A 26,348-nucleotide genomic window follows, 5' to 3' on the forward strand; every position below is an offset into this window, starting at 1 on the left:
AGGTTCGCGCGAGCGGGTGCTCGTTCCGCCGTCGCGGGCTGGTCGCGGCTACCGGTCGCGAGGTGACGAGAGTGAACCGGTTCAGCTCCGGTGCTGCAATGGGTAGCGGGGAAGCCGGGGGAGGCACCTTAACCGGTTGCGCGCATCGGTGCATCAACCTATGCTGATGCCGACGCTTGTAGGGAGCCGTCGGGCTGCGTCAACCCGAGTCCTCGTGTCCGTCCCCCCGTGCCGGCACTGCCCGCGGGGCTGCTCCCTCCGAGGTGAACATGAAAAGAAAGATCGCGCTCGCGGCTGCGTCCATGCTGACGCTGGCCGCCGCCGTGGTGGCCTTCAGCCAGCCGGCCCAGGCCGCCACCGGCATCCGGGTCGCCAACGGCAAGCTCGTCGAGGCCAACGGCACCGCCCTGAAACTGCGCGGCATCAACCACCCGCATGCCTGGTACGCCACCCAGACCAGCTCGTTCGCCAACATCAAGGCGGCCGGGGCCAACTCGGTGCGAGTGGTGCTGTCCGGCGGGCGCTGGACCACCAACACCGCGAGCGACGTCGCGAACGTCATCTCGCTGTGCAAGACCAACAAGCTGATCTGCGTGCTGGAGAACCACGACACCACCGGCTTCGGCGAGCAGAGCGGCGCCGTCAGCCTGGACGCGGCGGTGAACTACTGGATCAGCATCCAGAGCGCGCTGACCGGCCAGGAGAACTACGTCATCCTCAACATCGGCAACGAGCCGATCGGCAACAACGCCGTCACCCCGAACTGGACCGACGCCACCAAGAGCGCCATCCAGCGGCTGCGCAACGCCGGGTTCCAGCACACCATCATGGTCGACGCGCCGAACTGGGGTCAGGACTGGTCGTTCACGATGCGCGACAACGCGCCGAGCGTGCTGGCCGCCGACACCACCGGCAACACCATCTTCAGCGTGCACATGTACGGCGTGTTCGACACCGCCGCCGAGGTGACCGCGTACGTCGACTCGTTCACCAGCCGCAACCTGGCGCTGTGCGTGTGCGAGTTCGGCGACAACCACTCCGACGGCAACCCCGACGAGGACACCATCATGGCCAAGACCCAGTCCGCCGGTATCGGCAACATGGGCTGGTCGTGGAGCGGCAACGGCGGCGGCGTCGAATACCTCGACATGGTGACCAGCTTCAACCCGGCCCAGCGCAGCACCTGGGGCAACCGCTACATCACCGGCAGCAACGGCCTGTCCACCACCTCGACGCAGGCGACCATCTACAACACCGGCGGCGACACGCAGGCCCCGACGACCCCGGGCACCCCGTCGGCGTCGAACGTGACCTCGTCGTCGCTGAGCCTGTCCTGGTCGGCGTCGACGGACAACGTCGGCGTGACCGGCTACGACGTGGTGCGGGTGTCCGGTTCGACGGAGACGGTGCTGGCCTCGCCGAGCACGAACTCCGCGTCGCTGACCGGCCTGTCCGCGGGCACGCAGTACACCCTGGCCGTGTACGCCAAGGACGCGGCGGGCAACCGCTCGGCCCGCTCGGCGACGGTCGGTGTCACGACCTCGGGCACCGGCGGCGACACGCAGGCCCCGACCACGCCGGGCACGCCGTCGGCGTCGAACGTGACCTCGTCGTCGCTGAGCCTGTCCTGGTCGGCGTCGACGGACAACGTCGGCGTGACCGGCTACGACGTGGTCCGGGTGTCCGGTTCGACGGAGACGGTGCTCGCCTCGCCGAGCGGCAACTCGGCGTCACTGACCGGCCTGACCGCCGCGACGCAGTACACCCTCGCGGTGTACGCCAAGGACGCCGCGGGCAACCGCTCGGCGCGCTCGGCCACGGTGAACGTGACCACGCAGACCGCCGGGGGCACGGGCGGCTGCACGGCGACATACGCGATCACCAACCAGTGGCCCGGCGGCTTCGGGGCGAACGTGACCGTGACCAACGGCTCCACCGCCAGCACCAGCTGGGCCGTGACCTGGACGTTCGCCAACGGGCAGACCATCACGCAGATCTGGAGCGCGCAGGACACCGCCAGCGGCGCGAGCCACACGGCGCGGAACATGAGCTACAACGGCAACCTTGGCCCGAACGCGTCCACGTCGTTCGGGTTCAACGGGACCTGGAACAACTCGGTCAACGCGGTGCCCGCGCTGACCTGCACGCGTAGCTGACACCCGCTTTGCGAACAGTCGCGCCCGCCCCGTACCCACGGGGCGGGCGCGACTGTTTAGTTCCCGACAATTCATTTCTCCACGCGTATTGGGGAAATTAGGGCTTATTTGGAGACACCAGCGTGTAAGAGCCTGAAATATGCATTCCGCTCGTTAGCCTGGCGCACTGTCAGCGGACACCACACGAGATGGAGGGCTTTCACGCTATGGGTCATCGGAGATCGCTGCCCGTCGGTGCGGCGCTGATGTCAGGAATTCTCTCGGTCGTCATGCCCGGCGCGCCCGCGCAGGCCGCATCGCCGCCCACCGCACCCACGATCACCGAGCCCGGCGCCGACAACTCGCTGGTCAGCGCCGCCGACGTGCACATGGAGGCGGCCCCGTTCAGCGACCCGGACGGCGACGGGCACCTGTGCAGCGAGTGGGAGATCAGCACCGGCGGCGAGCGGATCTGGGCCAGCGGCTGCACCGGCGGCGTGCTGCGCAACCACATCCACATGGGCGACGGCGTGTTCGAGAACTCGCACGCCGGCCGCTCCGACCTCATCCCCGACAAGGACTACGAGCTGCGAGTCCGGTTCAAGGACAACAGCGGCGACGCGGGCACCGAGTGGAGTGCCTGGACCGAGCGGCCGTTCCGCACCGCCAAGGAGCTCAAGCCGCGGCCCGACGCGCCGGAGTGGGTGGTCAAGCAGGAGGGCTACAAGGTCGAGGAGGTGGCCGGCGGATTCTCGCTGCCGGTCAACATCGCCATGGTGCCCGGCCACGTCGCCGACCCGGCCAAGCCGATGTTCTACGTGACGGAGCTGTACGGCAAGATCAAGGTGGTCAAGGCCGACTACTCGGTGTCCACCTACGCCGACGACCTGCTCAACTACGACCCGTCCAAGGTCTTTCCCGGCAGCGGTGAGATGGGCCTGGCCGGCCTGGTGATGGACCCGGCGTCGGGCGACCTGTTCGCGTCCATGGTCTACAAGGACGGCAGCAACTACTACCCGAAGGTCGTCCGGTTCCACAGCACCGACGGCGGCAAGACGGCCGCGTCGAAGAAGACGATCCTGGACCTCGACGACGAGCCGCAGAGCGCCTCGCACCAGATCTCCAACCTGAGCATCGGGCCGGACGGCAAGCTCTACGTGCACCTGGGCGACGGCTTCGAGCCCGACACCGCGCAGGACAAGGACTCGGCCCGGGGCAAGGTGCTGCGGCTGAACCTGGACGGGTCGGTGCCCAGCGACAACCCGTTCTACAACGACGACGACGGCATCAGCGCCCGCGACATGATCTTCGCGTACGGCCTGCGCAACCCGTTCGGCGGCGCCTGGCGTGCCACGGACGGCCAGCACTACTCCGTCGAGAACGGCCCCGGCGCCAACGACCGCCTCGCCCGCATCACCAAGGGCACGGACTACGGCTGGGACGGCGACGTCGGCGACATGAAGAAGAACGCGCTCTACTCCTGGGAGCACACGCACGCGCCGGTGAACATCGCCTTCACCGAGCAGAGCGACCACCACGCGGGCGGCTTCCCCGAGGACAAGTGGGGACACGCGTTCGTCTCCGAGAGCGGCCCGACCTACGCCACCGGCCCGCAGGAGAAGGGCAAGCGGATCGTCGAGTTCGGGTTCAACGGCGACGGCTCCGTCACCGCCCCGAAGACGCTGGTGGAGTACAACGGCGGCGGCAAGACCTCGGTCGCCGGCCTCGCCGTCGGCCAGGACGGCCTCTACTTCACCGGCCTGTACCCCGACAGCGGCGACCCCACCAAGGCCGGCGCGAAGATCTACCGGGTGCGGTACGCGCCGGGGCAGCCCGCGTCGCCGGTCATGATCTACGGTGACCGCGACTTCAAGGGCTCCTTCCAGGCGCTCGGCGCGGGCGTGCATGACAACGCCACGGGTGAGCTGGGCTCGGTCGGCAACGACAAGATGAGCTCGCTGAAGGTCGGCCCCGGCTACCGCGTCGTGGTGTGCCAGGACGACAGCTCCCAGGGCCGCGTCAACGCCCTGAACCTCGGCGCCTGCCGCTACTACGGCCCCGGCCAGCATGAGTTCGTCGGCGCCGACCTCAACGACAAGGCGTCGCTGATCGCCGTCCTGGGCGGCCCGGCCAAGGGCAAGGGCGTCACCGCGTACACCGGAACGAACTTCTCCGGCAGCTCGCAGGGGCTCGGCGTCGGCGGCTTCGAGGCCAGCGTCGGCGAGCTGAACCAGGTCGACACCGAGACCAGCTCGATGAAGGTGGCGACCGGGCACGAGGCGCTGGTCTGCCAGCACGACCGCGACGCGGGCGTGAACAGCGGCCAGGTCGGCCCGTGCCGCTACTTCACCGCGGGCGACCACCCGGCGCTCGGCGTGAACTTCGAGGACAACGTGCACCTGATCGCGGTCGGCGGCCCGGCCGTGACCGTGTACGAGGGGGCCGGCCTCACCGGTGCGTCGCAGCAGTTCGCGCCCGGCATCCACCAGGCGTGGCAGGGCAACCTGAACCTCGTCGGCAACGACGCGATCACGTCGTTCCGGGTGGAGCCGGGCTACCGGTTCGTGGCGTGCAGCAACGACGGCAAGAACTTCTCGAACAAGGGCGATCTCGGCCCCTGCCGCACGTTCGGCGCGGGCGAGCACACGCTGCAGGGCAGCACGCTCGACAACAAGATCTCGCTGATGGCGGTGCTGGCCGGGCCGAGCAACGGCGCGCGGATGACGGTCTACCGCGACCGCGACTTCAAGGGCGTCTACAACAAGTACGGCATCGGCATCTACGAGTCGGCGGAGATCGGTCCGGTCGGCAACGACAAGATCAGCTCGCTGAAGGTGTCCGCCGATCACGAGGCCGTGGTGTGCCGCCACGACAGCGCCAAGGGCGAGGCCGACATCAACCCGTGCCGCCTGTACGTCGCGGGCGACCACAAGTACGTCGGCGCCGACCTCAACGACGACATCTCCCTGGTAGCGATCGCCAAGTAACCCGCCCGCCCCCTCTCCTGGGGCAACTCTTGAAGACTTGTGGCCTCCTGCATCCGCGGAGGCCACAAGTCTTCAAGGGTTGCGGGCCGGGCCGGGCCGGGGGTCAGCGCAGGCCGAGGGCGGTCGGGGCGGTCAGGAGGTTGCGGGTCAGTTCTTCGACCAGGGGGGATTGCTTGCCGCGGCGGGTGACCAGGCCGATGTAGCGGGTCGGCGCGGGGGCGCGCAGGGTCAGCACCGACACCCCGGGCGGTGGCCCGGCCAGCGCCACCGACGGGATCAGGCCGATGCCGACCCCGGCCGCGATCAGCGACACCGCGAACCCGTAGTCGGTCGTGCGGCAGGAGACGTTGACCTCGAACCCGGCGATCGCCGCGTAGCCGTCGAGCAGCTCGCCGACGCTGACGCAGCCCTGCACCCACCGCTGCCCCGACAGTTCCGCGAGGTCGACCTCGCCGCGCCCGGCCAGCGGGTGCGCGGTGGGCACCACGATCCGCATCGGATCGTCGAGCAGCGGTGTCCAGGCCAGGCCGGACCGGTCGCCCGGACGCACCGGCGGCGGCCCGTCGAAGTGGTAGACCAGCGCCAGCTCCGCGCGGCCCTCGCGGACCAGCGCCAGGCTCTCCTCGGTCTCGCTCTCCAGCACGGTCAGCTCGGCCCGCGGATGCGCCGCGGCGAACCCGGTCAGCGCGGGCGGGAGCAGCAGCTGCCCGCCGCTGATGAAGGTCGCGACGGCCAGCCGCTCGGCCCGGCCCTGCGCCAGCCGGCTGATGCGCTCCTGCGCGTGCACCAGCTCGGCGAGCACCACGTCGGCGGACTCGACCAGCACGCGGCCCGGGTCGGTGAGGGTGGTGCCGCGGGTCGTCCGCTCCACCACCGGCGTGCCGAGGCTGCGCTCCAGCGCGGCGATCTGCTGGGACACCGCCGACGGGGTGAGCAGCAGCGCCGCCGCCGCGCCGCTGAAACTGCCGTGCTCGGCCACCTCGCGCAGGATGCGCAGCCGCTGTACGTCGATCATTAGAACCTCTGCAAGCCGCGTAAGTAAGTCATCACTACCGCTAACAACTCTAGCGCGCGAGGCTGAACACATGAAGCGTCAAGCCTGGGTCCTGCTGGCCGCGATGTCGGTGCTCTGGGGCATCCCGTACCTGTTCATCAAGATCGCGCTGACGGAGCTGTCGCCGCCGGTCGTCGTGCTCGGACGCACCCTCATCGCCGTGGCGGTGCTGCTCCCGCTGGCCTACCGCAAGGGCGCGTTGGCCGCGCTGAGCGGCAGGTGGACCGCGATCGGGGCGCTGTCGCTGCTGCACGTCGTCGCGCCGCAACTGCTCATCACGTACGGCGAAGTGCACATCAGCTCGTCGCTGACCGCGCTGCTGCTGGCCTCGCAGCCACTGGTCATCGCCGTGCTCGCGCTGCGCTTCGACGCCTCCGAACGAGCGGGCGCCCGCAAGCTGTTCGGACTGTTCATCGGCCTGGTCGGGGTGGCCGCCGTGGTCGGGTTCGACCTCGGCGGCGGCGACCGGCTGGAGTTGGTCGGCGCGGGCCTCGTCCTGCTGGCCGGGGTGTCCTACGCCGGAGCCACCACGCTGGTGAAGAAGAAGCTGTCGGACGTGCCGCCGCTGGGCGTGGTCGTCGGCACCACCGGGATCGCGAGCGTGCTGCTGCTGCCCGCGGGCCTGCTGGCCGCCCCCACGAGCCTGCCCGGCCTGGACGCCTCCGCCGCCGTGCTCGCGCTCGGCCTGCTCAGCACCGCCCTGGCGTTCCTCGTGTACTACAAGCTCATCGCCCTGGCTGGAGCCGGTTCCGCGGCGCTGGTCTCCTACACGAGCCCCGCGGTCGCCGTCGGACTCGGCGTACTCCTGCTCGCCGAGCCGCTCACCCCGGCCACCGTCCTCGGCTTCGCCCTGATCCTCCTCGGCTCCTGGCTCTCCACCCGCAAGCCGGCTCCCGCCTCGACTCCCACCGCTCCGGCTCCCGCTCCCGCCCGCCACCCCGCCCTCTCGCGTTGATCATGAACTTAAGGACGTGCTGGGCGGCGTGTCGCCACCCTGGCGCCGTGATCGACGAAGGCCGACTTGGTCATCACGGTGCCGGGGTAGGGACACGCCGCCGAACACGTCCTTAAGTTCATGATCAACGCGCGAGGGGTGGGGGGTCAGGCGGCGCGGGCGGCGGCGCGGGCCAGGTTGGCGGCGCGCTTCTCCTCGAAGCGGGAGGCGGCGGCGTCCAGTTTGCCCAGGACCTCGACCAGCTCCTCGCGGGCGCGCTCGCCCTCGGCGGACAGGCCGGTGCGCTCGAGCACCTTGAGCTGGCGCAGCACCGGCATGACCACCTCGTCGTGGTGGATGCGCAGGTCGTAGATGCCGGCCATGGCGATCTGCACCGACTTGCGGCCGAAGTTCTCGATGGTGTGGCCGGGCATCTGGAACGACTTCACCACGCGCAGGATCGCTTCCATGGTGGCGTTCGGGACCAGCTCGAACGAGGCCATGAGCAGGTTGCGGTAGAAGAGCATGTGCAGGTTCTCGTCCGCGGCGACCTTGGCCAGCAGCGCGTCGCAGATCGGGTCGCCGCTGATGCGCCCGGTGTTGCGGTGTGCCACGCGGGTGGCGAGCTCCTGCATGGAGACGTACGACAGGGAGCCGAGCACGTCGGGGTGGTCGGCGGTGAAGCCGGTCTCCATGTGCACCATGCGGGCCCGCTCCAGCGCGATCGGGTCGACGGCGCGCGTGGTCAGCAGGTAGTCGCGGATCGCGACGCCGTGCCGGCCCTCTTCCGCGGTCCAGCGGTGCACCCAGGTGCCCCACGCGCCGTCGCGGCCGTACAGCGTCGCGATCTCGTGGTGGTAGCTGGGCAGGTTGTCCTCGGTGAGGAGGTTGACGATCAGCGAGGTGCGGGCGACCTCCGACAGCTTCGACTGGCTCGGCTCCCAGGCCTGGCCGCCGAGCGGGCCGTCGAAGTCGCTGCCCTGGCTCCACGGCACGTACTCGTGCGGGAACCACTCCTTCGCGGTGGCCAGGTGGCGGTTGAGGTTGGTCTCCACCACCGGCTCGAGTTCGCGCAGCAGTACCAGGGTGTCGGTGGTTTCGGTCGTCAACGCAGTCCTCCTGAGATGGGCTGGTAACTACGGTACCGTAACCTACGAGACCGTAACTAGTCCTCGTCCGCGGAGTCTTTGACCTGGTCGGGAGCGGGAGCGGTGCCGCCGAGGTGGGCGGGCAGCCACCAGGAGTCCTCCGGACCCTGAGGTTTGTCCGGATACTCCTGCTGTGCCCGATCGAGAAGTTCCTGCATACGGCGATGCAACTCGGCTGTGACGATGTCGGACTTGTCCCGCTTGCTGGGATGCATCGGCTCGCCGACCAGGATCGTCACGGCCACGTGCCGCTGGGTCAGCCGGCGCGGGCGGCCCTTCGTCCACAGCCGCTGCGGGCCCCACAGGGCCATCGGGATCAGCGGCACGCCGGCCGCCGCGGCCATCCGCCCGGACCCGCCCTTGAGCTCCTTGACGGTGAACGACTGGCTGATCGTCGCCTCGGGGAAGACGCCGATGACCTCGCCCTGCTTGAGCGCCTCCAGGGCGGCCTTGTACGACGACAGCCCCGCCTCGCGGTCCACCGGGATGTGATGCATTCCACGCATCAGCGGACCGGCGACCCGGTTGGCGAAGATCTCCTGTTTCGCCATGAACCGGACCAGGCGCTTGGCCGGCTGTGCCGCGAACCCGCACAGGATGAAGTCCAGGTAGCTGATGTGGTTGCAGGCGATGACCGCGCCCCCGGTGGTGGGCACGTGCTCGGCTCCCTGCACGTCGACGCGCAGGTCAAGAACGCGGAATGCGGTCTTCGCGAGGGCGATCACGGGCGGGTATACGCGGTCCGACATGGCGTAACAGTAGAGCCCGTGCCCGGACGTCCCGACGGCGCGGCAGCCCCCACAGCGTCAGCGCCGCCACCCCGAGCAGCAACCCGGACCCCGCGAACGCGGGTCCCGGCCCGTACGCCGCAGCCAGCGCCCCCAGCGCGACGGAGCCCGCGGCCGCGCCGAGCTGCAGCAGCAGCGACTGCACCGACAGGACGGTGGCCCGCTCCGCCGCCTCGACCCGGTCGTGCAGCAGCCGCCCCACCGGCGCCACCGCCGCGCCCAACCCCAGGAACATCAGCAGGTACGCCGCACCGGCCGCGACCACGCCGAGCCACCCGGCCAGCGCGGCCGTGCCGGCGAGCCCGCCCAGCGCCAGCGCCGCCAGCACCGTGCCCGCGCACGCGGCCCGCCCCGGCGAGCCGAGCCACCTGGTCAGCGGCACCCCCAGCGCGCTGCCTGCCGCGTCCGCCGCGAAGCCGATCGCCGCGACCATCGCATACGCCAGCACTCCGCGCCCCGCTCCGCCGGACAGCACCGCCATCCAGGCCGGGGTCAGCAGCTCGATCACCGCGAGGCCGGTGCCCGTCGCAGCGGCCACCAGCAGCACCCGCACCAGCACGTGGTCTCGCCCGGCCAGCCGCAGCCCGGTCGCCACCGTTGCCGGAACCCCGCGCAGCACGGCCCCGAACCCCGGCCGCGGCCCGCGCGACTCCGGCATCGCGAACACGACGACCAGCAGCAGCACCAGCTCGAACACCGCCGCCAGCAGCACCGGCACGGCCAGCCCGCCTGCCGATGGCGTGTCCGGCCACAGGAAGGGGATGACCCCGCCCGCGAGCACGCCGATGCCGAGCGCGGCCGAAGCGGCCATGCCGCCGCGGGCCAGGCCCGGTCCCAGGTCGGCGTCGCGGCCCTGGGCCGCGTGGACCGCGTCGACGTACCAGGCTTCGGCTGGGCCCGAGGACAGCGCGCGGGCCACGCCGCGCAGCACCGCGGAGGCGACCAGCAGCCACACCGCCCCGGTCAGGCCGAGCAGGGCGAGCCCGGCCAGTCCCGCGACGGCGGAGGCGGCGAGCACGGGACGGCGGCCGAGCACATCGGACAGCCCGCCGGTGGGCAGCTCCAGCGCCACGATGGTGACCGAGTAGACCGCGCCGATCGCCGCGATCGCGCCCAGGTCGAGCCCGCGCGCGAGCAGCAGCAGCACCAGGGGCGCGGTGTAGAGCCCGGCAGGCAGCCAGGTCAGGAACATGATCAGCACGTAGCGGCGGCGTGCCGACACCGCGGTGATCACGAGGCTTCGCCGAGCCGGGGCAGGCCGGCCACCACGATGCTGACCGGGCGGGCGGCCGGGTCGGCGGCGTCCTGCGCGACCAGCTCGTCGACGTGCGCGTAGAACCGCGCCCAGAGCATGTTCACGGACTCCGGCGTGAGCCGGACGAGCAGGTCGCCGACGCCGGACGCGTCGATCCAGCCGGCGGGCAGCGAGCCCAGCGCGGCCTCGTACGCCTCGATGTCTCTGATCAGGATGTCGACCTGCTGGCGGCGCATGATCGCGGACGCCTCGCGGCCCTCCGCGGTGGCTGCCATGTCGACGGCGCTCCACTCGTTGACCCGGTGCACGGCCTGCCAGCGCCGGGCGCGCGGGTGGCCGGGGTCGCCGGCCTCGGCGATGAACCCGGCCTGCGCGAGTTTGCGCAGGTGGTAACTGGTCGACCCGGTGTCGGTGGCGAACCTGCGCGCCAACTCGGTGGCCGTCGCGGGCCCGTGCTCGCGCAGCGCCCCGAGCAGCCGCGCCCGCAGCGGATGCGCCAGCGCCTTGAACTCCTCGACCTCGCCGACCCGGCGTACGCCCTCACCCTGACTCATGACCGGCACGCTACCAATGCAGAATTCTCTTTGCAAACAAAATTCTGCAAGACCTGGGTCGGTGCGGGGTGTGGGACGGCGCGATACGGTGGCTGCGGCACCGGTGCGAACAGGGGAGGTGGACGTGGCTGTTGTGGTCGCGATCAGCGGCTCGCCGTCACCGACCTCGCGCACCGCGCGCGTGCTGGCCAACGTGGCCGGTGCGCTCGACGCCGAGATCGACACCATCGCCGTGCGCGACCTGCCCGCCGACGTGCTCCTCGGCTGTGACCCGTCGCATCCGGTGATCCTCGACATCGCCGAGCGCCTCCAGGCCGCCGACGGCGTGATCGTCGCGACGCCGGTGTACAAGGCCGCCTACAGCGGCATCCTCAAGGCGCTGCTCGACCTGCTGCCGCAGTACGCCCTCGCGGGCAAGACGGTGCTGCCCCTGGCCACCGGCGGCACCGTCGCGCACGTGCTGGCCATCGACTACGCGCTGCGGCCCGTGCTCACCACCATGGGCGCGACCCACGTGCTGCCCGGCTACTTCGTGCACGACCAGCTGATCAGCGACGCGCCCGACGGCGACATCGTCATCGCCGAGCCGGCCCGCACCCTGCTCGACGGCGTCGTCGCCGCCTTCGCCGCCGCCCTGACCTCGAAGGTCACCGCCTGACCGCGGCGCCGCCGCGCTCGCCGCCGACGCGGAAACGGTCGACGAGCGGGCCTCCGGTCGCCGCGATCTGCTCCGCCGCCATCGCCAGCAGCGCCTGCGGGTCGTGCCGCGCGGCCAGCCAGCGCGCCGCGTAGGCCGCGTCGAGGTCGAGCAGTTCCCGGGCCCGCCACTTGCCGGTGCCGCGCCAGTGCGGCGGCCGGGCGGTCGCGCAGGCCGCGTCGGCGACCGCCTGCCACAGCATCGCCGCGGTGGCGGCGGCCTCGACCGGCTCGGCCGCGTGCACCAGGTCGTCGGACAGGTCCGCGAGGCCGCGCAGCATGTTCAGCTGGTCGGCGGTGAGCGGCCGGGGCCCGGCCGCGAGCACGTCCGCACAGTGCGCCTGCAGCCGGGTCGTGTGCTCGTCCGGGCCGGTGAGCATCGCCCACCGGGCGGCAGGGAATCGGTCCTCGACGAGGCGGCGCGCGGCGGCGACGGGATCATCGTGCATACCCGCCAGGGTTCCCACGGCGCTGCGGCCGGACAAGCGGATTACCGTGCGCTTGCACCGCGTCGCCCGCCCGATGTGCCTGGCGTGGCAGTTGTAAACCCGGTCGACCGGAACCGGCCGACGACGGATCATCCAGGGCATGACAGTGCCGACACGACAGATCCGGGCGCTGCACGACGACGAGACGATCACCGTTTACCAGGCGTACCGGCCGGAGATCGGCGATACCGCGGCCGCGCTGGGACGTTTCCCGGACTGGTACCGCCGCGATCGGATGACCTGGATCAAGCCGTCCTTCCTGTGGATGATGTACCGCTGCGGCTGGGCCACGAAGGAAGGCCAGGAACGGGTGCTGGCGATCCGCCTGCGCCGGGCCGGATTCGACGCCGCGGTGCGCCAGGCCGTGCCGAGCCACCACGACCGCGACGTGTACGCCGACCAGGCGCAGTGGCGGCGGGCACTGAAGCGTTCCCCGGTGCGGGTGCAGTGGGACCCCGAACGTGACCTGCACCTGCGGCCGCTGGCACACCGCGCGATCCAGGTCGGGCTGTCCGGGACCGCGGTCGACGGCTACGTCGACGACTGGACCGTCGGCATCGCCGACGTGACCGCGCTCGCCCACGAGATCCACGCGCTCGTCACCGCCCGTGACCTGGACGGTGCACGACGGCTGCTGCCCGACGAGCAGCCGTACGCCCTCGGGGAGTCGTAGGCCCGACGCGGGTTGATCCCCGGTCCTACCGTGGGCCCATGTCGCCATATCTCGGGGTGCTGGCGGTCCTGGTCAATGCGGCCGTGGCGGTCGCCGCGCTGCACCTGTGGCGGCGGGGCCGGCGGCCGGGGCCGGTGACCGCGGCGCAGCGGCTGGCCGCGGCCCGGCGGGCCACGCGCGGCCTGCGCCGGGAGTCGTCGTCGCGCCGCCCGGACCGCGGCCACTTCCAGGACGGGGACCGGCCCGGCGACCGTTACAGCGCCGCGATCCTGGAGAACTCCGCCTACGGTGACGCCGCGGGCGGCAGCGGCCTCTAGCCCCGTATGAGCTGGGCGAGTCGGTCCCAGGCCGGGGATGTGGCCCCGGGCTGGGACTGTTCGGCCAATCGGGCGATCGCCGGCGCGGGTGCCGGGCCCTCCGACCGGCTGTGGTGGGTGGTGAACCAGTCCCGGGTGCGGTCGGCCAGCGCCGGCGGCAGTAAGCCGGTCGCGGCCGTCTGATGCCGAAATCGAGGGGGATGCCCAGCCGGGCCGGTTCTGCGTGTGCCTCCGTGTGCCCGCTCCGTGGCGGCTTCCGTGGTCACCACGGATGTGGGCGGGTCGCCCGGGAGGCGAAGCTGTGCTCAGACACAGCGATCCACGACAACCTTCTCAAGGAGTACGCCATGACCTCCATCGACCACCTCGTCCTCGAAGTCACCGACCTGGCCGCCGCCGACACGTTCTACACCGCGGCCTTCGGGCTGGGCGAGCGCATCCGCGTGCGGGCCGGCGACGAACCGTCGACCGGATTCCGCGGCTACGCGATCTCGCTGGTCGTGCCCCAGCCATGCGACGTGGACAGCTTCTTCGCCACAGCCCTGGCCGCCGGAGCGACGACGCTCAAGCCGGCGAGCAAGAGCTTCTGGGGCTACGGCGGCACCGTCCAGGACCCGTTCGGCACCATCTGGAAGCTCGCGTCGGCGGAGAAGAAGAACTCCGGCCCCGCCACGCGGCAGGTCAACGATGTGGTGCTGCTGCTCGGCGTCGACAACGTCAAGGCGACCAGGCAGTTCTACGCCGACCGCGGCCTGCCGGTGGCCAAGAGCTTCGGCAGCAAGTACGTCGAATTCGGCACCTCGACCATCAAGATGGCGCTCTACAGCCGCAAGTTCGCCGCCAAGGACTCCGGCGTGTCACCCGAGGGCTCGGGCTCGCACCGCATCGCCGTCGGCAGCGACGCCGGAGGCTTCGTCGACCTCGACGGCTTCCGGTGGGAGTCCGTGTCCGCCTAGTGGTCGTACACCGTGGTGGGGACGCCCGCGGCGAGCAGGCTGTCCGCGACGATCGGGCCGATGCGTTCCCACCGGCCGCCCGCGAGCCCGCACCCGATGCGCGGCATGTGCACGGAGGCACCGAGCCGGGTGGCCTCGGCGGCCAGCGTCCTCAGGCACGCATCGACCGCCTCGTACCGGATCGGTGGTCCCGAGCTGCCGGTCTTCGTGCCGTGCTGGGCGACCATGTTCGCGACCCAGGTGTCCGGCAGCACCCGCACCAGGCGGACCGCGCCGAGGCCGAAGTCGTTGCGGGCCCGCTCGCGGTGCCAGCGCCGGAAGTCGCGTTCCGGCTCCGGCCAGCGCCGGGAGATCGCCAGCACGAAGCCCTTGCCCCAGCCGCCGGCGTCGTTGCAGACGTGCGCGATCACCTTCGGGCCTTTGGCCTGCGGGCTGGTCGCGTCGCCCTTGATGATCGTCAGCGTGGTCACGGTGGGCATCATGCCGCCACGGTGTGACGACGGTCGACCGAAATCGTGACGCGCGGCGGACCCGCGCTGCGCGACACTGGCGGGCATGTCACCTCGCAGCGTCGCCGAACTCGTCACCCTCGCCGAGCGCGGGCGGCGGGTGAAGTACCTGATGTTCTGGGGGCACCAGCCGTCCGGGGACGGGAGCATCGGCCCGAGCTGCCTGAGCCAGTGGTGGCAGGCCTCGTTCACGGTGGACGGGCTGGAGTTCGCGACCGCCGAGCACTACATGATGTGGCGCAAGGCGACGCTGTTCGGCGACGCCGACGTCGCGGGCCGGATTCTCACGGTGGACCACCCGCAGCAGGCCAAGGGCCTGGGGCGCGAGGTCCGCGGTTTCAGCCGGGCCGTCTGGGAGCGCGAGCGGTACGGGATCGTGCTGGCGGGCAGTCTCGCGAAGTTCGGCCAGGACGAGGCGCTGCGGGCATACCTGCTGTCGACCGGTGAGCGGGTGCTGGTGGAGGCGAGCCCGGTCGACGCGATCTGGGGCATCGGCCTGTCGGCCCGCGACGGCGACGCCTGGTATCCGCAGCGCTGGCGGGGCCTGAACCTGCTCGGCTTCGCCCTGATGGAAGCACGCGAGCAGCTCGCGTCCGGCTGAGGCGTCAGGCGGCCGGGTGGAGGTTCTCCCAGGAGCGCTCGCCCGGACGCTCGGCCCGCCACCGGTCGAGCAGTTTGCGCGCGTGCTCCAGCGGTGCGGCGAGCAGGACCTGCTGGCGGCCGACCGGGATGACCTGGTCCTGCCGCACCGTGGACCCGCTGCAGCAGGCGCACAGGTCGCGCCTGGTCGACGGCAGCTCCACGCCGTACCTCTCGTCGGCGAAGAGCTCGGCGAGCGCCTTGATGTCGGCCTGTTCGGGCGCGTCCGCGTCGACGGTCAGCGTCGCCAGGTCGGAGGGCGTGAACAGCGCGATCTCGTCGAAGACCGGAACGGTGCGGCCGTTGGCCACCCGCTCGCCGTTGGGCACGCCGTCGTGCAGGACCACCTCGCCGAACCGGCGGGAGGGGTGGAAGGGCACGTTGACGATCCGGGCCCGGGTCGGGCAGACCCGGACGGCCCAGACGACCTCCTGGCCGGCGTCGGTCTCGATGCGTACGCAGGTCGGCCCGAGCTCCTCGGCGATCTCGCCGGTGCCGGGCGGCAGTTGCAGGCCGTAGCCGGCCCAGGCGTCGCGTGCGGTGTCCCACTCGCGCAGCATGGTGGCGGCGATGCCGAGGTTCCAGAACGCGGGCTCCTGCTTGCCGCGCTTGACCAGCGAGGCGGCGGTCAGGCCGTGTTCGTAGGCACGCGGCCAGTCACGGGCGAACTTGTACGCCAGTGCGGCGTCGAACCACATGGTCCGCTTCGCCCTGCCCTTCGGCAGCGTCGCCGCCGCCTCGGCGAGCCGCTGCCCGGCCAGTGGCCAGTCCTCGGCCTCGAACGCCGCGTAGCCGGCCGCCGTGGCGGCGCGGCTCATGGCAGTGGTCCGATAACGCCCGAACATGGTCCTGCCCCCTGGTCCGCATCGTGGTCGCCGCACGCTACCGCAGACTTTCCGCTCCCGCAGCAGGGTCTCCGACCGGGGCCTGACCAGGTTGGACACCTTGCGTCCGGGCAGGCCCCGGACCGAGGCTCGGTCAGGCCTGGAAGGCGGGCAGGTGGCGGTCGCGGGCGGAGGTGAGGTGCTGGTGCATGGCGTCGGCGGCGGCGTCGGCGTCGCCCTTGGCGACGGCCGCGGCGATGCGCTTGTGCTCGCCGACGGTGTCGCCGGTGCCCGCCGAGGGGAAGTAGAGCCGGTGCAGGTGCAGGTGGGAGTGCAGCCGGATGATGGACTCGCGCAGCAGGCCGCTGCCGGACACCTCGGCGACGAGGTCGTGGAAGCGGGCGTCGAGCGCGGTGAACGCGGCGTGGCGGCGGTAGCCGTCACCGGCCTCGACGGCGACGGTGGCGGCTGCCTCCTCGCGCACGCGGCGGCGCTGCTCGGCGTCGGCGTGCCCGGCGGCGCGGCGGGCGGCCGCGGTCTCCAGCAGCAGCCGCATCTCGAACAGCTCGTCGAACTCGGTGCGGGTGAGCAGCGGCGTGGTGGTGTAGCCGGACATGGCCCGCTTGCGCACCAGGCCGTCGGACTCCAGGCGGGCGAGCGCCTCCCGGACGGGAGTGGGGGAGACTTCGAGGGTGCGGGCAAGCCCGTCGATGCTCACCCGCTCGCCGGGAGCGATGGCATGCTCCATGATGAGAGTCTTCAACGACTCGTAGACGTCGTCGGTCAGCGTGAGCCGCTGCGCGGGTCGGACCCGGCCGTGCATGGGCGTTGTGGCCATCGGACACCCCTTGACTGTCACCGTCGTGAGCGAGTACACCTTACCGATACCACGATGATATAGGATCTATGATTCAACAGGACCTGACAGGGGGCAGACACGTGCGGATCGACGCCCACCACCACCTGTGGACCGCCGACTACGCCTGGCTGGCCGAACCCGGCCTGGAGCCGCTGCGCCGCGACTACACCGTCGAGGACCTGCGCCGCGAGCTGCCGACCGGCAAGGTGGACGCTACCGTGCTGGTGGAGGCGGGGCTATGCCACATCGACGAGACCGTACGCTTTCTTTCGCTCGCCGAGGACGCGCCCGAGATCGCCGGAGTGGTGGGCTGGGCCTCGCTGACCGATCCCGACCTGCCCGGCACCATCGCCGCGCTGCTGGCCGGGCGCGGCGGCGACCTGCTCGTCGGCCTGCGTGACCAGGTCCAGGGGGTGACCGACCCCGGTTACCTGGCCCGCCCCGACGTCCGCGGCGCGCTGCGCGCGATCGGCTCCGCCGGGCTCACCTTCGACCTCGTGGTGCGCGCCGACCAGCTGCCCGCCTGCGCCGCGGCCGTCGCGGCCGTGCCGAACACCATGTTCGTGCTGGACCACCTGGGCAAACCCCGGATCACGCCGGACGGGTTGCGCGAATGGCGGGACGCGGTCGAGCCGCTGGCGGCCTGCGACAACGCCGCGGCCAAACTGTCCGGGCTGCTCACCGAGGCCGGTCCGGACTGGACGGTCGAGGCGATCGCGCCGTTCGTGGAGACCGCGCTGGAGCTGTTCGGCCCCGACCGGCTGCTGATCGGCTCGGACTGGCCGGTCTGCGAGCTGGTCGCCTCGTACGCCGACGCGCTGGCCGCGATCGGTTCCTGCCTGTCGGGGCTGTCGCCCTCGGAGCGGGCCGCCGTGGCGGGCGGCACCGCGATTCGCACCTACGGTTTGGAGATCAACCAGTGAAGTTCATGCGGGTCGGCGCCCCCGGCGCGGAGAAGCCCGTGCTGCTGTCCGGCGGCCGGCACTACGACCTGTCCGGCATCACGCCCGACATCGACGGCGCGTTCCTGGCCGGAGACGGTCTCGGCCGGGTCCGCGCGGCCGTGGCGGACCTGCCCGAGATCGACGTCACTGGGCTGCGCGTGGGCGCGCCGGTGGCCCGGCCGGGCGTGGTGCTGTGCGTGGGGCAGAATTACGCGGCGCACGCCGCCGAGTCCGGCGCGACGCCGCCGACCACGCCGATCGTCTTCTACAAGGCCCCGAACAGCGTCGTCGGCCCGTACGACGAGGTGCTGATCCCGCGCGGCTCGACCACCACCGACTGGGAGGTGGAGCTGGCCGTCGTGATCGGTCGGCGGGCCCGCTACCTCGACTCGCCCGCGCAGGCGCTCGACCATGTGGCCGGATATCTGCTGTCCAACGACGTGTCCGAGCGTGACTTCCAGCTGCAGCAGTCGGGCGGGCAGTGGTCCAAGGGCAAGTCGTGCGAGACGTTCCAGCCGCTGGGCCCGTGGCTGGTCACGCCCGACGAGGTCGCCGACGTGCAGGGGCTGGGACTGCGCTCGTGGGTCAACGGCGAGGTCCGGCAGGACTCGAACACCAAGGACATGATCTTCGACGTGGCGTACCTGATCTGGCACCTGTCGCAGTACACGGTGCTGGACCCGGGCGACGTCGTGAACACGGGCACCCCGCAGGGTGTCGCGCTGTCCGGCCGCTTCCCCTACCTGGCCGAGGGTGACGTGGTCGAGGTCGAGATCGACGGCCTGGGCCGCCAGCGCGTCACCATGGGCCAGGCCTGACGGGCCCGGAGGCGGTGCGGTCGGCGGCGTACCGCATCGCCTCCGCCCTCGCCCCGTTTTGCATAGACGTTGGCCTATCTGATCGAGAAATCGTAGATCGAACTCGATCTGATAGGCCAACGTCTATCGAAAGCGGAGGTGGGGCCGGGGTCAGCGGATCAGGCGGAGGCCGCTCATGCCGCCGTCGACGGCGAGGGAGGTGCCCGTGGTCGCGCCGGAGCGCGGGGAGGCGAGGTAGGCGACGGCCTCGGCGACCTGGTCGGCGGTGACCAGGCGGCCGGTGGGCTGGCGGGCGGCGAGCTTGCGCTTCTCCTCGGCGGGGTCGTCGGCACCGGCCAGCAGCCGGGCCACCCAGGGTGTGTCGACGGTGCCGGGGGCGACGCTGACCACCCGGATGCCCTCGCCGACCAGGTCGGCGGCCATGGCCAGGGTCAGCGCGTGCACCGCGCCCTTGGTCGCCGAGTACACGGCGCGGTTCACCAACCCGGCCGTGGCGGCGATCGAGGAGATGTTGACGATCACGCCGCTCTTGGAGCCGCGCAGGAACGGCAGTGCCGCGCGGCTGGCGCGGGCGATGCCGACCACGTTGACGTCGAGGCAACGTTGCCATTCGTCGTCGGCGGCGTCCTCGACCGTGCCGACGGCGCTGATCCCGGCGCAGTTGACGAGGATGTCGAGGCTGCCCAGGGTGCTCACCACCCGGGCCATCGCCTCGTCCAGCGGCGCGGTGACGTCGGCGGTGACGGCCAGGTGGCGGCCCTGCGCCGGCGTGCGGTCGAGCACGGCCACCGTCGCGCCGCGGTCGGCGAGCACGTCGGCGACCGCCGCGCCGATGCCGGACGCGCCGCCGGTGACCGCGGCGACCAGGCCTGCGAACTCAGACATCTTCTTTCCACTCCGGACCGTCGGGGAAGCTGTAGCGGAGCAGGGACTCCTCGTGCATTCTGGCCGAGAAGCCGGGTGCCTCGGGCGCGGCGTACCTGCCGTTCACGATGCGGACCGGGTCGGCGAAGTGCTCGTGGAGGTGGTCCACATATTCGATCATCCGGCCGTCCAGGGAGGCGGCCACCGAGGTGTAGTCGAAGAAGGACAGGTGCTGCACCAGCTCGCACAGGCCGACGCCGCCCGCGTGCGGGCAGACCGGCTTGTCGTACGCCGCGGCCAGCAGCAGGATCGCCAGGTTCTCGTTGACGCCGGCGACCCGCGCGGAGTCGAGCTGCACCACGTCCACCGCGTCGGCCTGCAGCAGCTGCTTGAACATGATGCGGTTGTGCACGTGCTCGCCGGTGGCCACCCGGATCGGCGTGCCGTCGCGGCCGGCCCGGGACAGTCCGACGCGGATCGCGGCGTGGCCGAGGATCTCGTCGGGGCTGGTCGGCTCCTCGATCCAGTACGGGTTCAGGTGGCCCAGGGCGCTCACCCAGCCGATCGCCTCGCCGACGCCCCACCGCTGATTGGCGTCGATGCCGATCGGGAAGTCCGGGCCGAGCGCCTCGCGGGCGGCGGTGAACCGGCGCAGGTCGTCGTCCAGGTCCGCGCCGACCTTCAGCTTCACCATGGAGAAGCCGTCGGCCACCGCGCGCAGCGCGCGCCGGGTCACCTTCGCGTCGTCGTAGCCGAGCCAGCCCGCCGACGTGGTGTACGCCGGAAAGCCGGCGGCGGCGATCTGCTCGGCCCGGGCCGCGCGGCCCGGCTCGCGCTCGGCGAGCAGGTCGCGGGCGGCTGCTGGGGTCAGCGCGTCGGTGAGGTAGCGCCAGTCCACACAGTCCACGATCGTGTCGGGGGACAGGCCCGTCAGGTAACGCCACAGCGGCAGCCCGGCCCGGCGGGAGGCCAGGTCCCAGGCGGCGTTGATGACGGCTCCGGCGGCCAGGTGCATGACGCCCTTCTCCGGGCCGAGCCAGCGCAGCTGCGAGTCGTGGGTGAGCCGGCGGCCGAACTCGCCGAGGTCGAGGGTGTCCAGATCCTGGCCCACCACGTACGGTCGAAGCGCTTCGATCGCTGCGGCGCAGATGTCGTTGCCCCGCCCGATGGTGAAGGTGAAACCGTGGCCGACGGCGTCGCCGTCGGTGATCAGCTCGACGTAGGCGGCCGAATAGTCCGGGTCCGGGTTCATCGCGTCGGAGCCGTCGAGGTGGCGGGAGGTGGGGAAGCGGATGTCGCGCACGCGCAGATCAATGAGCTTCATCGCGCGGCGCCCCGGGGTGGGGAATGGTGGGTCGGCATGTGGTTGGCTCCTTCCGGCTACATCCTGGATCCTATAGGATCTAGCCTCAAGAGCAAGACACCGTCAAGGAAGGAGGACCCGCCCCGTGCGGATCGCACTGTTCGTCACATGCCTTAACGACGCGCTGTTCCCGCAGGCCGGGATCGCGACGGTGACGCTGCTGGAACGGCTCGGCCATACGGTCGCGTTCCCGGCCGCGCAGTCCTGCTGTGGCCAAATGCACGCCAACACCGGCTACGCCGCGCCCGCCCGGCAGCTGGAGCGCCTCACCGAGGCCGCGTTCGCCGGGCACGACGTCATCGTGTCTCCGTCCGGCTCCTGCGTGGCGCACCTGCGCGCCCATACCGGACTGCCCGCCTACGAACTCTCCGAACTGCTCGTCGACGTGCTCGGGGTGACCGACGTCGGCGCGACCTTCCCGCACCGCGTCACCTACCACCCGACCTGCCACGGCCTGCGAGCACTGCGCCTGGGCGACCGCCCCGCGACGCTGCTGCGCGCGGTCAAGGGCCTGGAGCTGATCGACCTGCCCGAACCGGAGCAGTGCTGCGGCTTCGGCGGCACCTTCGCCCTCAAGAACGCCGCCGTCTCCGGCGCCATGCTCGCCGACAAGTGCGCCAACGCGGCCGCCACCGGCGCCGAATACCTGGCGGCCGCCGACAACTCCTGCCTGGCCCACATCGGCGGCGGCCTGTCCCGCTATCCCGGTGCCCCCAGGCCGATCCACTACGCCGAGATCCTCGCCGCGACAGGAGCGCCGTCATGAGCCGGGACCTGCCGATCGTGGCGATCACGCCGTTCCCGGTGGCGGCGGCGCATGAGCTGGGCGACGCGCAGTTGCGGGCGAATCTGGGGCGGGCCACGCGCACCATTCGCGACAAGCGGGCGCGGGTGGTGGCCGAGGTCGCCGACTGGGAACCCATGCGGGACCGGGCGGCGGCCGTCAAGGACGAGGTGCTGGACAACCTGGCCGAGCTGCTCGCGCGGTTCGAGGCGGCGGCGGTCGCGGCCGGGGCGACGGTGCACCACGCGACGGACGCCGCGCACGCCAACGCGATCGTGACCGAGCTGGTGCGGGCGCAGCGGGCCGAGAGCGTCGTGAAGATCAAGTCGATGGCGACGCAGGAGATCGGGCTCAACGAGGCCCTGGAGGCCGCGGGCGTCACGCCGATCGAGACGGACCTCGCCGAGCTGATCGTGCAGCTCGCCGACGACACCCCGTCGCACATCCTGGTCCCGGCGATCCATTACAACCGCAGCCAGATCCGGGACCTGTTCGCGCGGCGCATGCCGGGGTTCACCGCGACGTCCGACGAGCCGGCGGTGCTGGCCGGGGCGGCACGGGAGTATCTGCGGCGGACGTTCCTCGCGGCGAAGGTCGCGGTGTGCGGGGCCAACTTCGCGATCGCGGAGACCGGGTCGCTGGTCATCGTCGAGTCGGAGGGCAACGGGCGGATGTGCCTGACCCTGCCCGAGACGCTGATCGCGGTCGTCGGCGTGGAGAAGCTGCTGCCCCGCTTCGCCGACCTCGGCGACTTCCTGCGGCTGCTGCCGCGCTCGTCGACCGGCGAGCGGATGAACCCGTACACCTCGATCTTCACCGGGGTGACGCCCGGCGACGGGCCGCAGCGGCTGCACATCGTGCTGCTGGACAACGGCCGCACGCAGGTCGTGCAGGACCCGGTCGGCCGGGCGGCGCTGCGCTGCATCCGCTGCTCGGCGTGCCTCAACGTGTGCCCGGTGTACGAGCGCGCGGGCGGCCACGCCTACGGCTCCGTCTACCCCGGACCGATCGGCGCGATCCTGTCGCCGCAGCTCACCGGGCAGGACGCGGGCTTCAACAAGACCCTGCCGTACGCCTCGACGCTGTGCGGGGCCTGTTACGACGTCTGCCCGGTGAAGATCAACATTCCGGAGATCCTGGTACACCTGCGCCAGACCGGCCCGAAACCGGCCGCCGAGCGGGCGGCGATGTCGACGCTGAGCTGGGTGATGCGCGACCGGCGGCGGTGGCGGATCGCGCTGCGGGCGGCCCGTTCGGGCAGCGCGCCGCTGCGCCTGATCGCCCGCCGCCACGGCGGCACGCTGCGGCGCGCGCCGTGGCCCCTGTCGGCGTGGACCGCGCACCGCGACGCGCCGCTGCCCGCGGCGGAGTCGTTCCGTGACTGGTGGAGGCGCACGCATGAATCTTCCTGAGCTGTTCGCCGAGCGGGCCGGCGACTACCGGGCCGGCATGCACCACTGCACCGAGGCCGAACTGCCCGCCGTCCTCGCCGGACTGCTGGCCGGCGCCTCGCGAGTGGTGCTGCCGGCGGGCATCGCCGAACCCTGGCTCACCCGCCTCACCGTGCCGACGCTGCCGGACGGCACGGTGCAGCTGACCGCGGGCGCACTCGACGAGGCCGGGCTGTCCGTGCTCACCGGGTGTGCGGTGGCAATCGCGGAGACCGGCACGATCGTGCTCGACGCCGGGCCGGGGCAGGGCCGGCGGCTGCTGACGCTCGTCCCGGACCACCACGTCTGCGTGGTACGCGACGAGCAGATCGTGGCCGACGTGCCCGGCATGATCTCCGCGCTGCCCGATCCGACGCGTCCCCTGACGATGATCTCCGGGCCGTCGGCGACCAGTGACATCGAGCTCAACCGGGTCGAGGGCGTGCACGGGCCGCGCCGCCTCGACATCGTCTGCGTACACCCCTGAGGACACCTGAAAGGCGATCCATCATGACCAACCCGCTCGGCAGCTCCACGGTCGCGGTCAGCGCGCTCGGCTTCGGCGCGGCCTCCATCGGCAACCTCTACCGGGCCGTCCCGGACGAGCAGGCCGCGGCCACCGTCGACGCGGCCTGGCAGGCGGGCATCCGCTACTTCGACACCGCCCCGCACTACGGGCTGGGCCTGTCCGAGCGGCGGCTGGGCCAGGCCCTGGCCGAGCGCCCGCGCGCGGAGTACGCCCTGTCCACCAAGGTCGGCCGGATCCTCGTCGACGAGCCCGACGGAGCGGGCGACGACCTGGCCAACGGCTTCGCGGTGCCCGCGACCCGGCGGCGGGTGTGGGACTTCAGCGCCGCCGGGGTGCGCCGCAGCATCGAGGAGAGCCTGGCCCGGCTCGGCCACGACCGCATCGACATCGTGCTGATGCACGACCCGGACGAGAGCCCGGAGCCGGACAGGGCGCTGCGGGAGGCATACCCGGCGCTGGACGGGCTGCGCCGGGAGGGGGTCGTCGGCGCGATCGGCGTCGGCTCCAAGGACCCCGCGATCCTGGCCCGGTTCGCCACCGAGACCGATGTGGACGTCCTGATGATCGCCGGTCGGTACACCCTGCTGGAGCAGCCCGCACTCGACGACATCCTGCCCGCCTGCGCCAAGCGCGGCATCTCGGTGCTCAACGTCGGCGTGTTCAACAGCGGCCTGCTGGCGGTGGAGTGGCCCGACGAGACCCGGCCGTACGAGTACGGCACCGCCCCCGCCGACATCCTCACCCGCGCGCAGGGCATCGCCACCGCGTGCCGCCGCCACGGGGTGACCCTGCCGCAGGCCGCGCTCGCGTTCGCCGCCGCGCACCCCGCCGTCGCGTCGATCGTGGTCGGCGCGGGCAAACCCGAGCACGTCGAGCGCAGCGCCGAGTGGTTCGCCCAGCCGGCCCCGCCCGCTGCGCTGTGGGCCGAACTGGTCGAGGCGGGCCTGCTGCGCCCCGACGCCCCGACACCGGCATGACCTACCTGCACCTCGACCTGGGCAGCGGCGGCCAGTACAGCGAGCCCGCCGTCGGCTGGGGCGGGCCGCTGCAGGCCCTGTCCGCGCTGCGCAAGGCGCTGGACGGGCCCGCCGACCCGGCCGATCCGCGGCTGCCGGTCGCGCTGGTCACCAGCACGGTCGCGGGGCTGGGCGCGGTCGGCACGGCCCGCTGCGCCGCCGTCGGCGTCTCGCCGCTGTCCGGCGCGGTGGCCGAGACCCGGGCCGAGGGCCCGTACGCGGCGGGCATGCGGGCGGCGGGCATCACCGGGATCAGCCTCACCGGGGCCGCCGAGCAACCGTCCTACGTGGTCGTCGAGGCCGGACGCGCCGCGGTGCTGCCGGCGGACGGGCTGTGGGGCCTGGAGACCGGGCCGGCCACCGACGCGCTGCTGGCCCGGCACGGGCGGGACGCCGCCGTCGCCGTGATCGGGCCCGCCGGGGAGGCCGGGGCGCGCTACGCCGATGTGGTCACCTGCCGGTCGTTCCCGCTGCCCCGCCTCGGGTTCGGGGCGGTGCTCGGGGCCCGCCGGATCAAAGCCGTGGTCTGCGTGCCGTCCGGCAGCGGTGCGGAGGGGCGCGCCCCGTGGCCGCACGACGTGCTCGCGGCGCAGGCGCTGTTCACCGCATACCGCAAGGAGATGCCGGACCATCCGCTCGCGGGCTGGCAGCTCGCCGCCCCGGGCTTCGGGGCGTGGCCGGGCACGTCGGCCGAGCCCGGCGCGGCCGCGGTGCGCAACTTCGCCGACACCGCCACCGCTCCCGCGTCCTGGCCCGGCCTGCACCCCGACCGCTACGCGGAGTTCCTGACCTGGTCCGGCGGCGGCTGCCCCGGCTGCCCCAACGACTGCGTCAAGGGGTACGCGGGCGCCGGGCTGCACCAGGAGGCCGTGGCGATGCTCGGCCCCAACCTCGGTGTCGGCGACCTCGGCGCGATCCTCGCCGCCAACGCCCGCTGCCAGGACCTGGGCCTCGATCCGGTGTCGCTGGGCGGCACCCTGGCCTGCGTGTTCGAGGCCGCCGAGCGGGGCGTGCTGCCGCCCCGGCTGGCCGCCGAACTGCCTGCGGGAGCCGGGTTCGGGGCCGCCGAGCTGCTGGTCGAGCTGGTCGAACGAGCCGCCCTCCCCGGGCACCCGCTGGGCGAGGGCGCGGCCGCGCTGGCCGTCCGGATCGGCGCCCCCGAGCTGGCCATGACCAGCCGCGGCGTCGAGCTGCCGCCGTTCGACCCGCGCATCCAGCCCGGCCTTGGCCTGATGTACGCGGCCGCGCCGATCGGCCCGCGCTACGACGCCGTCGAGCACGACCTCGACTTCGACCCGGTGCACGGCCTGCCGCACTGCTTCGACGAGGCCGAGCGGATCGGCCTGTCCGTGCCCGCGCCCGCGTCCACCCTGGACGTCGCCCGCACGCTGCGCCTGGCCGACCTGTGGAGCGGCCTGGACGCCCTGCTGATCTGCCCGTTCGCCAGCACACCGACCCGCCCGCTCACCCTCGACCGGGTCTGCGAGCTGGTGCGGGCCACCTCGGGCCGCCCGATCACCCCGGAGCAGGTGTTCGCCCTAGGCCGGGACCGGCTGCGTGCCCAGCAGGAGGTCAACGACCGCCTCGGCGTGCCCGCCGGCACCCTGCCCACCCGGTTCTTCGACGAACCCGTGGCCACCGGCGCACACCGCGCCGCGGTCCTGGACCGGACCGCCTTCACCGCCGCGGTGAACGCCATCCGCCACGAATGGCGCACGCCCTGACCCGCACCGCGGGACCCCGTCATGATCGCTCGACTTGCCCGGCACCTGTGCGAAAGCGAG

General features: G+C 72.1%; 26 protein-coding genes. 15 read left to right on the forward strand and 11 right to left on the reverse strand.

All coding sequences use genetic code 11. From position 1 onward, the window contains the following. The first annotated feature begins 269 nt into the window (after positions 1 to 269). Positions 270 to 2,156 (forward strand): cellulase family glycosylhydrolase, encoded by a 1,887-nt coding sequence (locus HAV39_RS04125; protein ID WP_191837805.1) that lies wholly within the window; start codon positions 270 to 272, stop codon positions 2,154 to 2,156. 245 nt (positions 2,157 to 2,401) lie between these two features. After that, complete coding sequence (locus tag HAV39_RS04130) at positions 2,402 to 5,122, forward strand: PQQ-dependent sugar dehydrogenase (RefSeq protein WP_191837806.1); 2,721 nt, start codon at positions 2,402 to 2,404, stop codon at positions 5,120 to 5,122. Positions 5,123 to 5,225: 103 nt separating this feature from the next. On the opposite strand, the gene HAV39_RS04135 is transcribed toward HAV39_RS04130, so the two are convergent. Continuing rightward, a complete protein-coding gene (locus HAV39_RS04135; RefSeq protein WP_191837807.1) occupies positions 5,226 to 6,137 on the reverse strand; it encodes a LysR family transcriptional regulator in 912 nt (303 codons plus the stop codon). Between the two features lie 70 nt (positions 6,138 to 6,207). Here HAV39_RS04135 and HAV39_RS04140 point away from each other — a divergent pair, with 70 nt between their 5' ends. After that, entirely contained in the window at positions 6,208 to 7,131 is a 924-nt protein-coding gene (locus HAV39_RS04140; protein ID WP_191837808.1) for a DMT family transporter, read from the forward strand. 146 nt (positions 7,132 to 7,277) lie between these two features. Here HAV39_RS04140 and HAV39_RS04145 read toward each other — a convergent pair whose 3' ends face one another. The 4 genes from HAV39_RS04145 to HAV39_RS04160 are packed head-to-tail and all read right to left on the reverse strand — an operon-like array spanning position 7,278 to position 10,855. Further along, positions 7,278 to 8,219 carry an acyl-ACP desaturase gene (locus tag HAV39_RS04145; protein WP_239120726.1) on the reverse strand — a complete coding sequence of 314 codons (942 nt, stop codon included), beginning with the start codon at positions 8,217 to 8,219 and terminating at the stop codon, positions 7,278 to 7,280. 56 nt (positions 8,220 to 8,275) lie between these two features. Then, positions 8,276 to 9,007 carry a lysophospholipid acyltransferase family protein gene (locus tag HAV39_RS04150; RefSeq protein WP_191837809.1) on the reverse strand — a complete coding sequence of 244 codons (732 nt, stop codon included), beginning with the start codon at positions 9,005 to 9,007 and terminating at the stop codon, positions 8,276 to 8,278. Continuing rightward, positions 8,946 to 10,280, reverse strand: coding sequence for an MFS transporter (locus tag HAV39_RS04155; RefSeq protein ID WP_191837810.1), 1,335 nt, complete (start codon positions 10,278 to 10,280; stop codon positions 8,946 to 8,948). Before HAV39_RS04155 ends, HAV39_RS04150 begins: the two co-directional genes overlap by 62 nt. Further along, positions 10,277 to 10,855: a helix-turn-helix domain-containing protein gene (locus HAV39_RS04160; RefSeq protein WP_191837811.1), complete on the reverse strand. Its 579-nt coding sequence runs from the start codon at positions 10,853 to 10,855 to the stop codon at positions 10,277 to 10,279. The genes HAV39_RS04155 and HAV39_RS04160 overlap by 4 nt, the downstream gene beginning before the upstream one ends. A gap of 124 nt (positions 10,856 to 10,979) precedes the next feature. On the opposite strand from HAV39_RS04160, the gene ssuE reads away from it, so the two are divergent. Further along, entirely contained in the window at positions 10,980 to 11,513 is a 534-nt protein-coding gene (gene ssuE, locus HAV39_RS04165; RefSeq protein ID WP_191837812.1) for an NADPH-dependent FMN reductase, read from the forward strand. Here the strand turns inward: ssuE and HAV39_RS04170 are convergent. Then, on the reverse strand, positions 11,503 to 12,000 hold the full coding sequence (locus HAV39_RS04170) for a hypothetical protein (RefSeq protein ID WP_191837813.1): 498 nt from the start codon (positions 11,998 to 12,000) through the stop codon (positions 11,503 to 11,505). The genes ssuE and HAV39_RS04170 overlap by 11 nt on opposite strands. Positions 12,001 to 12,139: 139 nt before the next feature. On the opposite strand from HAV39_RS04170, the gene HAV39_RS04175 reads away from it, so the two are divergent. From HAV39_RS04175 to HAV39_RS04185, 3 genes are all read left to right on the forward strand, one after another. Then, positions 12,140 to 12,712 (forward strand): DUF4291 domain-containing protein, encoded by a 573-nt coding sequence (locus tag HAV39_RS04175; protein ID WP_191837814.1) that lies wholly within the window; start codon positions 12,140 to 12,142, stop codon positions 12,710 to 12,712. Positions 12,713 to 12,750: 38 nt separating this feature from the next. After that, a complete protein-coding gene (locus HAV39_RS04180; protein ID WP_191837815.1) occupies positions 12,751 to 13,029 on the forward strand; it encodes a hypothetical protein in 279 nt (92 codons plus the stop codon). 347 nt (positions 13,030 to 13,376) lie between these two features. Then, complete coding sequence (locus tag HAV39_RS04185; RefSeq protein WP_191837816.1) at positions 13,377 to 13,985, forward strand: VOC family protein; 609 nt, start codon at positions 13,377 to 13,379, stop codon at positions 13,983 to 13,985. Here the strand turns inward: HAV39_RS04185 and HAV39_RS04190 are convergent. Then, positions 13,982 to 14,467, reverse strand: a complete 486-nt coding sequence (locus tag HAV39_RS04190) for a macro domain-containing protein (protein WP_203736371.1) — start codon at positions 14,465 to 14,467, stop codon at positions 13,982 to 13,984. The genes HAV39_RS04185 and HAV39_RS04190 overlap by 4 nt on opposite strands. Positions 14,468 to 14,540: 73 nt before the next feature. On the opposite strand from HAV39_RS04190, the gene HAV39_RS04195 reads away from it, so the two are divergent. Beyond that, a complete protein-coding gene (locus HAV39_RS04195; RefSeq protein ID WP_191837817.1) occupies positions 14,541 to 15,095 on the forward strand; it encodes a riboflavin biosynthesis intermediates N-glycosidase in 555 nt (184 codons plus the stop codon). A gap of 4 nt (positions 15,096 to 15,099) precedes the next feature. Here HAV39_RS04195 and HAV39_RS04200 read toward each other — a convergent pair whose 3' ends face one another. Next, a complete protein-coding gene (locus HAV39_RS04200; protein WP_191837818.1) occupies positions 15,100 to 15,951 on the reverse strand; it encodes a tetratricopeptide repeat protein in 852 nt (283 codons plus the stop codon). Between the two features lie 160 nt (positions 15,952 to 16,111). Continuing rightward, positions 16,112 to 16,795 (reverse strand): GntR family transcriptional regulator, encoded by a 684-nt coding sequence (locus tag HAV39_RS04205; protein WP_239120727.1) that lies wholly within the window; start codon positions 16,793 to 16,795, stop codon positions 16,112 to 16,114. Between the two features lie 101 nt (positions 16,796 to 16,896). Here HAV39_RS04205 and HAV39_RS04210 point away from each other — a divergent pair, with 101 nt between their 5' ends. Continuing rightward, positions 16,897 to 17,739, forward strand: coding sequence for an amidohydrolase family protein (locus HAV39_RS04210; protein WP_239120728.1), 843 nt, complete (start codon positions 16,897 to 16,899; stop codon positions 17,737 to 17,739). Further along, positions 17,736 to 18,578 (forward strand): fumarylacetoacetate hydrolase family protein, encoded by an 843-nt coding sequence (locus HAV39_RS04215; RefSeq protein WP_191837820.1) that lies wholly within the window; start codon positions 17,736 to 17,738, stop codon positions 18,576 to 18,578. The genes HAV39_RS04210 and HAV39_RS04215 overlap by 4 nt, the downstream gene beginning before the upstream one ends. 150 nt (positions 18,579 to 18,728) lie before the next feature. Here the strand turns inward: HAV39_RS04215 and HAV39_RS04220 are convergent, their stop codons facing one another. Then, on the reverse strand, positions 18,729 to 19,463 hold the full coding sequence (locus HAV39_RS04220; RefSeq protein WP_191837821.1) for an SDR family NAD(P)-dependent oxidoreductase: 735 nt from the start codon (positions 19,461 to 19,463) through the stop codon (positions 18,729 to 18,731). Next, the gene (locus tag HAV39_RS04225) at positions 19,456 to 20,766 is read right to left on the reverse strand and encodes an enolase C-terminal domain-like protein (RefSeq protein WP_191837822.1); all 1,311 of its coding nucleotides are present in this window, start codon (positions 20,764 to 20,766) and stop codon (positions 19,456 to 19,458) included. Before HAV39_RS04225 ends, HAV39_RS04220 begins: the two co-directional genes overlap by 8 nt. A gap of 124 nt (positions 20,767 to 20,890) precedes the next feature. Here HAV39_RS04225 and HAV39_RS04230 point away from each other — a divergent pair, with 124 nt between their 5' ends. From HAV39_RS04230 to HAV39_RS04250, 5 genes are read left to right on the forward strand one after another with little or no spacing between them, the layout of a single operon-like run. Further along, complete coding sequence (locus HAV39_RS04230; protein WP_191837823.1) at positions 20,891 to 21,571, forward strand: (Fe-S)-binding protein; 681 nt, start codon at positions 20,891 to 20,893, stop codon at positions 21,569 to 21,571. Next, a complete protein-coding gene (locus HAV39_RS04235) occupies positions 21,568 to 23,001 on the forward strand; it encodes a lactate utilization protein B (RefSeq protein ID WP_191837824.1) in 1,434 nt (477 codons plus the stop codon). Before HAV39_RS04230 ends, HAV39_RS04235 begins: the two co-directional genes overlap by 4 nt. Continuing rightward, positions 22,988 to 23,506, forward strand: coding sequence for a LutC/YkgG family protein (locus HAV39_RS04240; protein ID WP_191837825.1), 519 nt, complete (start codon positions 22,988 to 22,990; stop codon positions 23,504 to 23,506). The genes HAV39_RS04235 and HAV39_RS04240 overlap by 14 nt, the downstream gene beginning before the upstream one ends. Positions 23,507 to 23,529: 23 nt before the next feature. Then, positions 23,530 to 24,525, forward strand: coding sequence for an aldo/keto reductase (locus HAV39_RS04245; RefSeq protein ID WP_191837826.1), 996 nt, complete (start codon positions 23,530 to 23,532; stop codon positions 24,523 to 24,525). Next, positions 24,522 to 26,288: an aldehyde ferredoxin oxidoreductase C-terminal domain-containing protein gene (locus tag HAV39_RS04250; RefSeq protein ID WP_191837827.1), complete on the forward strand. Its 1,767-nt coding sequence runs from the start codon at positions 24,522 to 24,524 to the stop codon at positions 26,286 to 26,288. Before HAV39_RS04245 ends, HAV39_RS04250 begins: the two co-directional genes overlap by 4 nt. Positions 26,289 to 26,348 lie beyond the last annotated feature (60 nt).

Origin of the sequence: Catellatospora chokoriensis, from assembly GCF_011297315.1 — a bacterium.
GTDB classification, from domain to species: domain Bacteria; phylum Actinomycetota; class Actinomycetes; order Mycobacteriales; family Micromonosporaceae; genus Catellatospora; species Catellatospora citrea.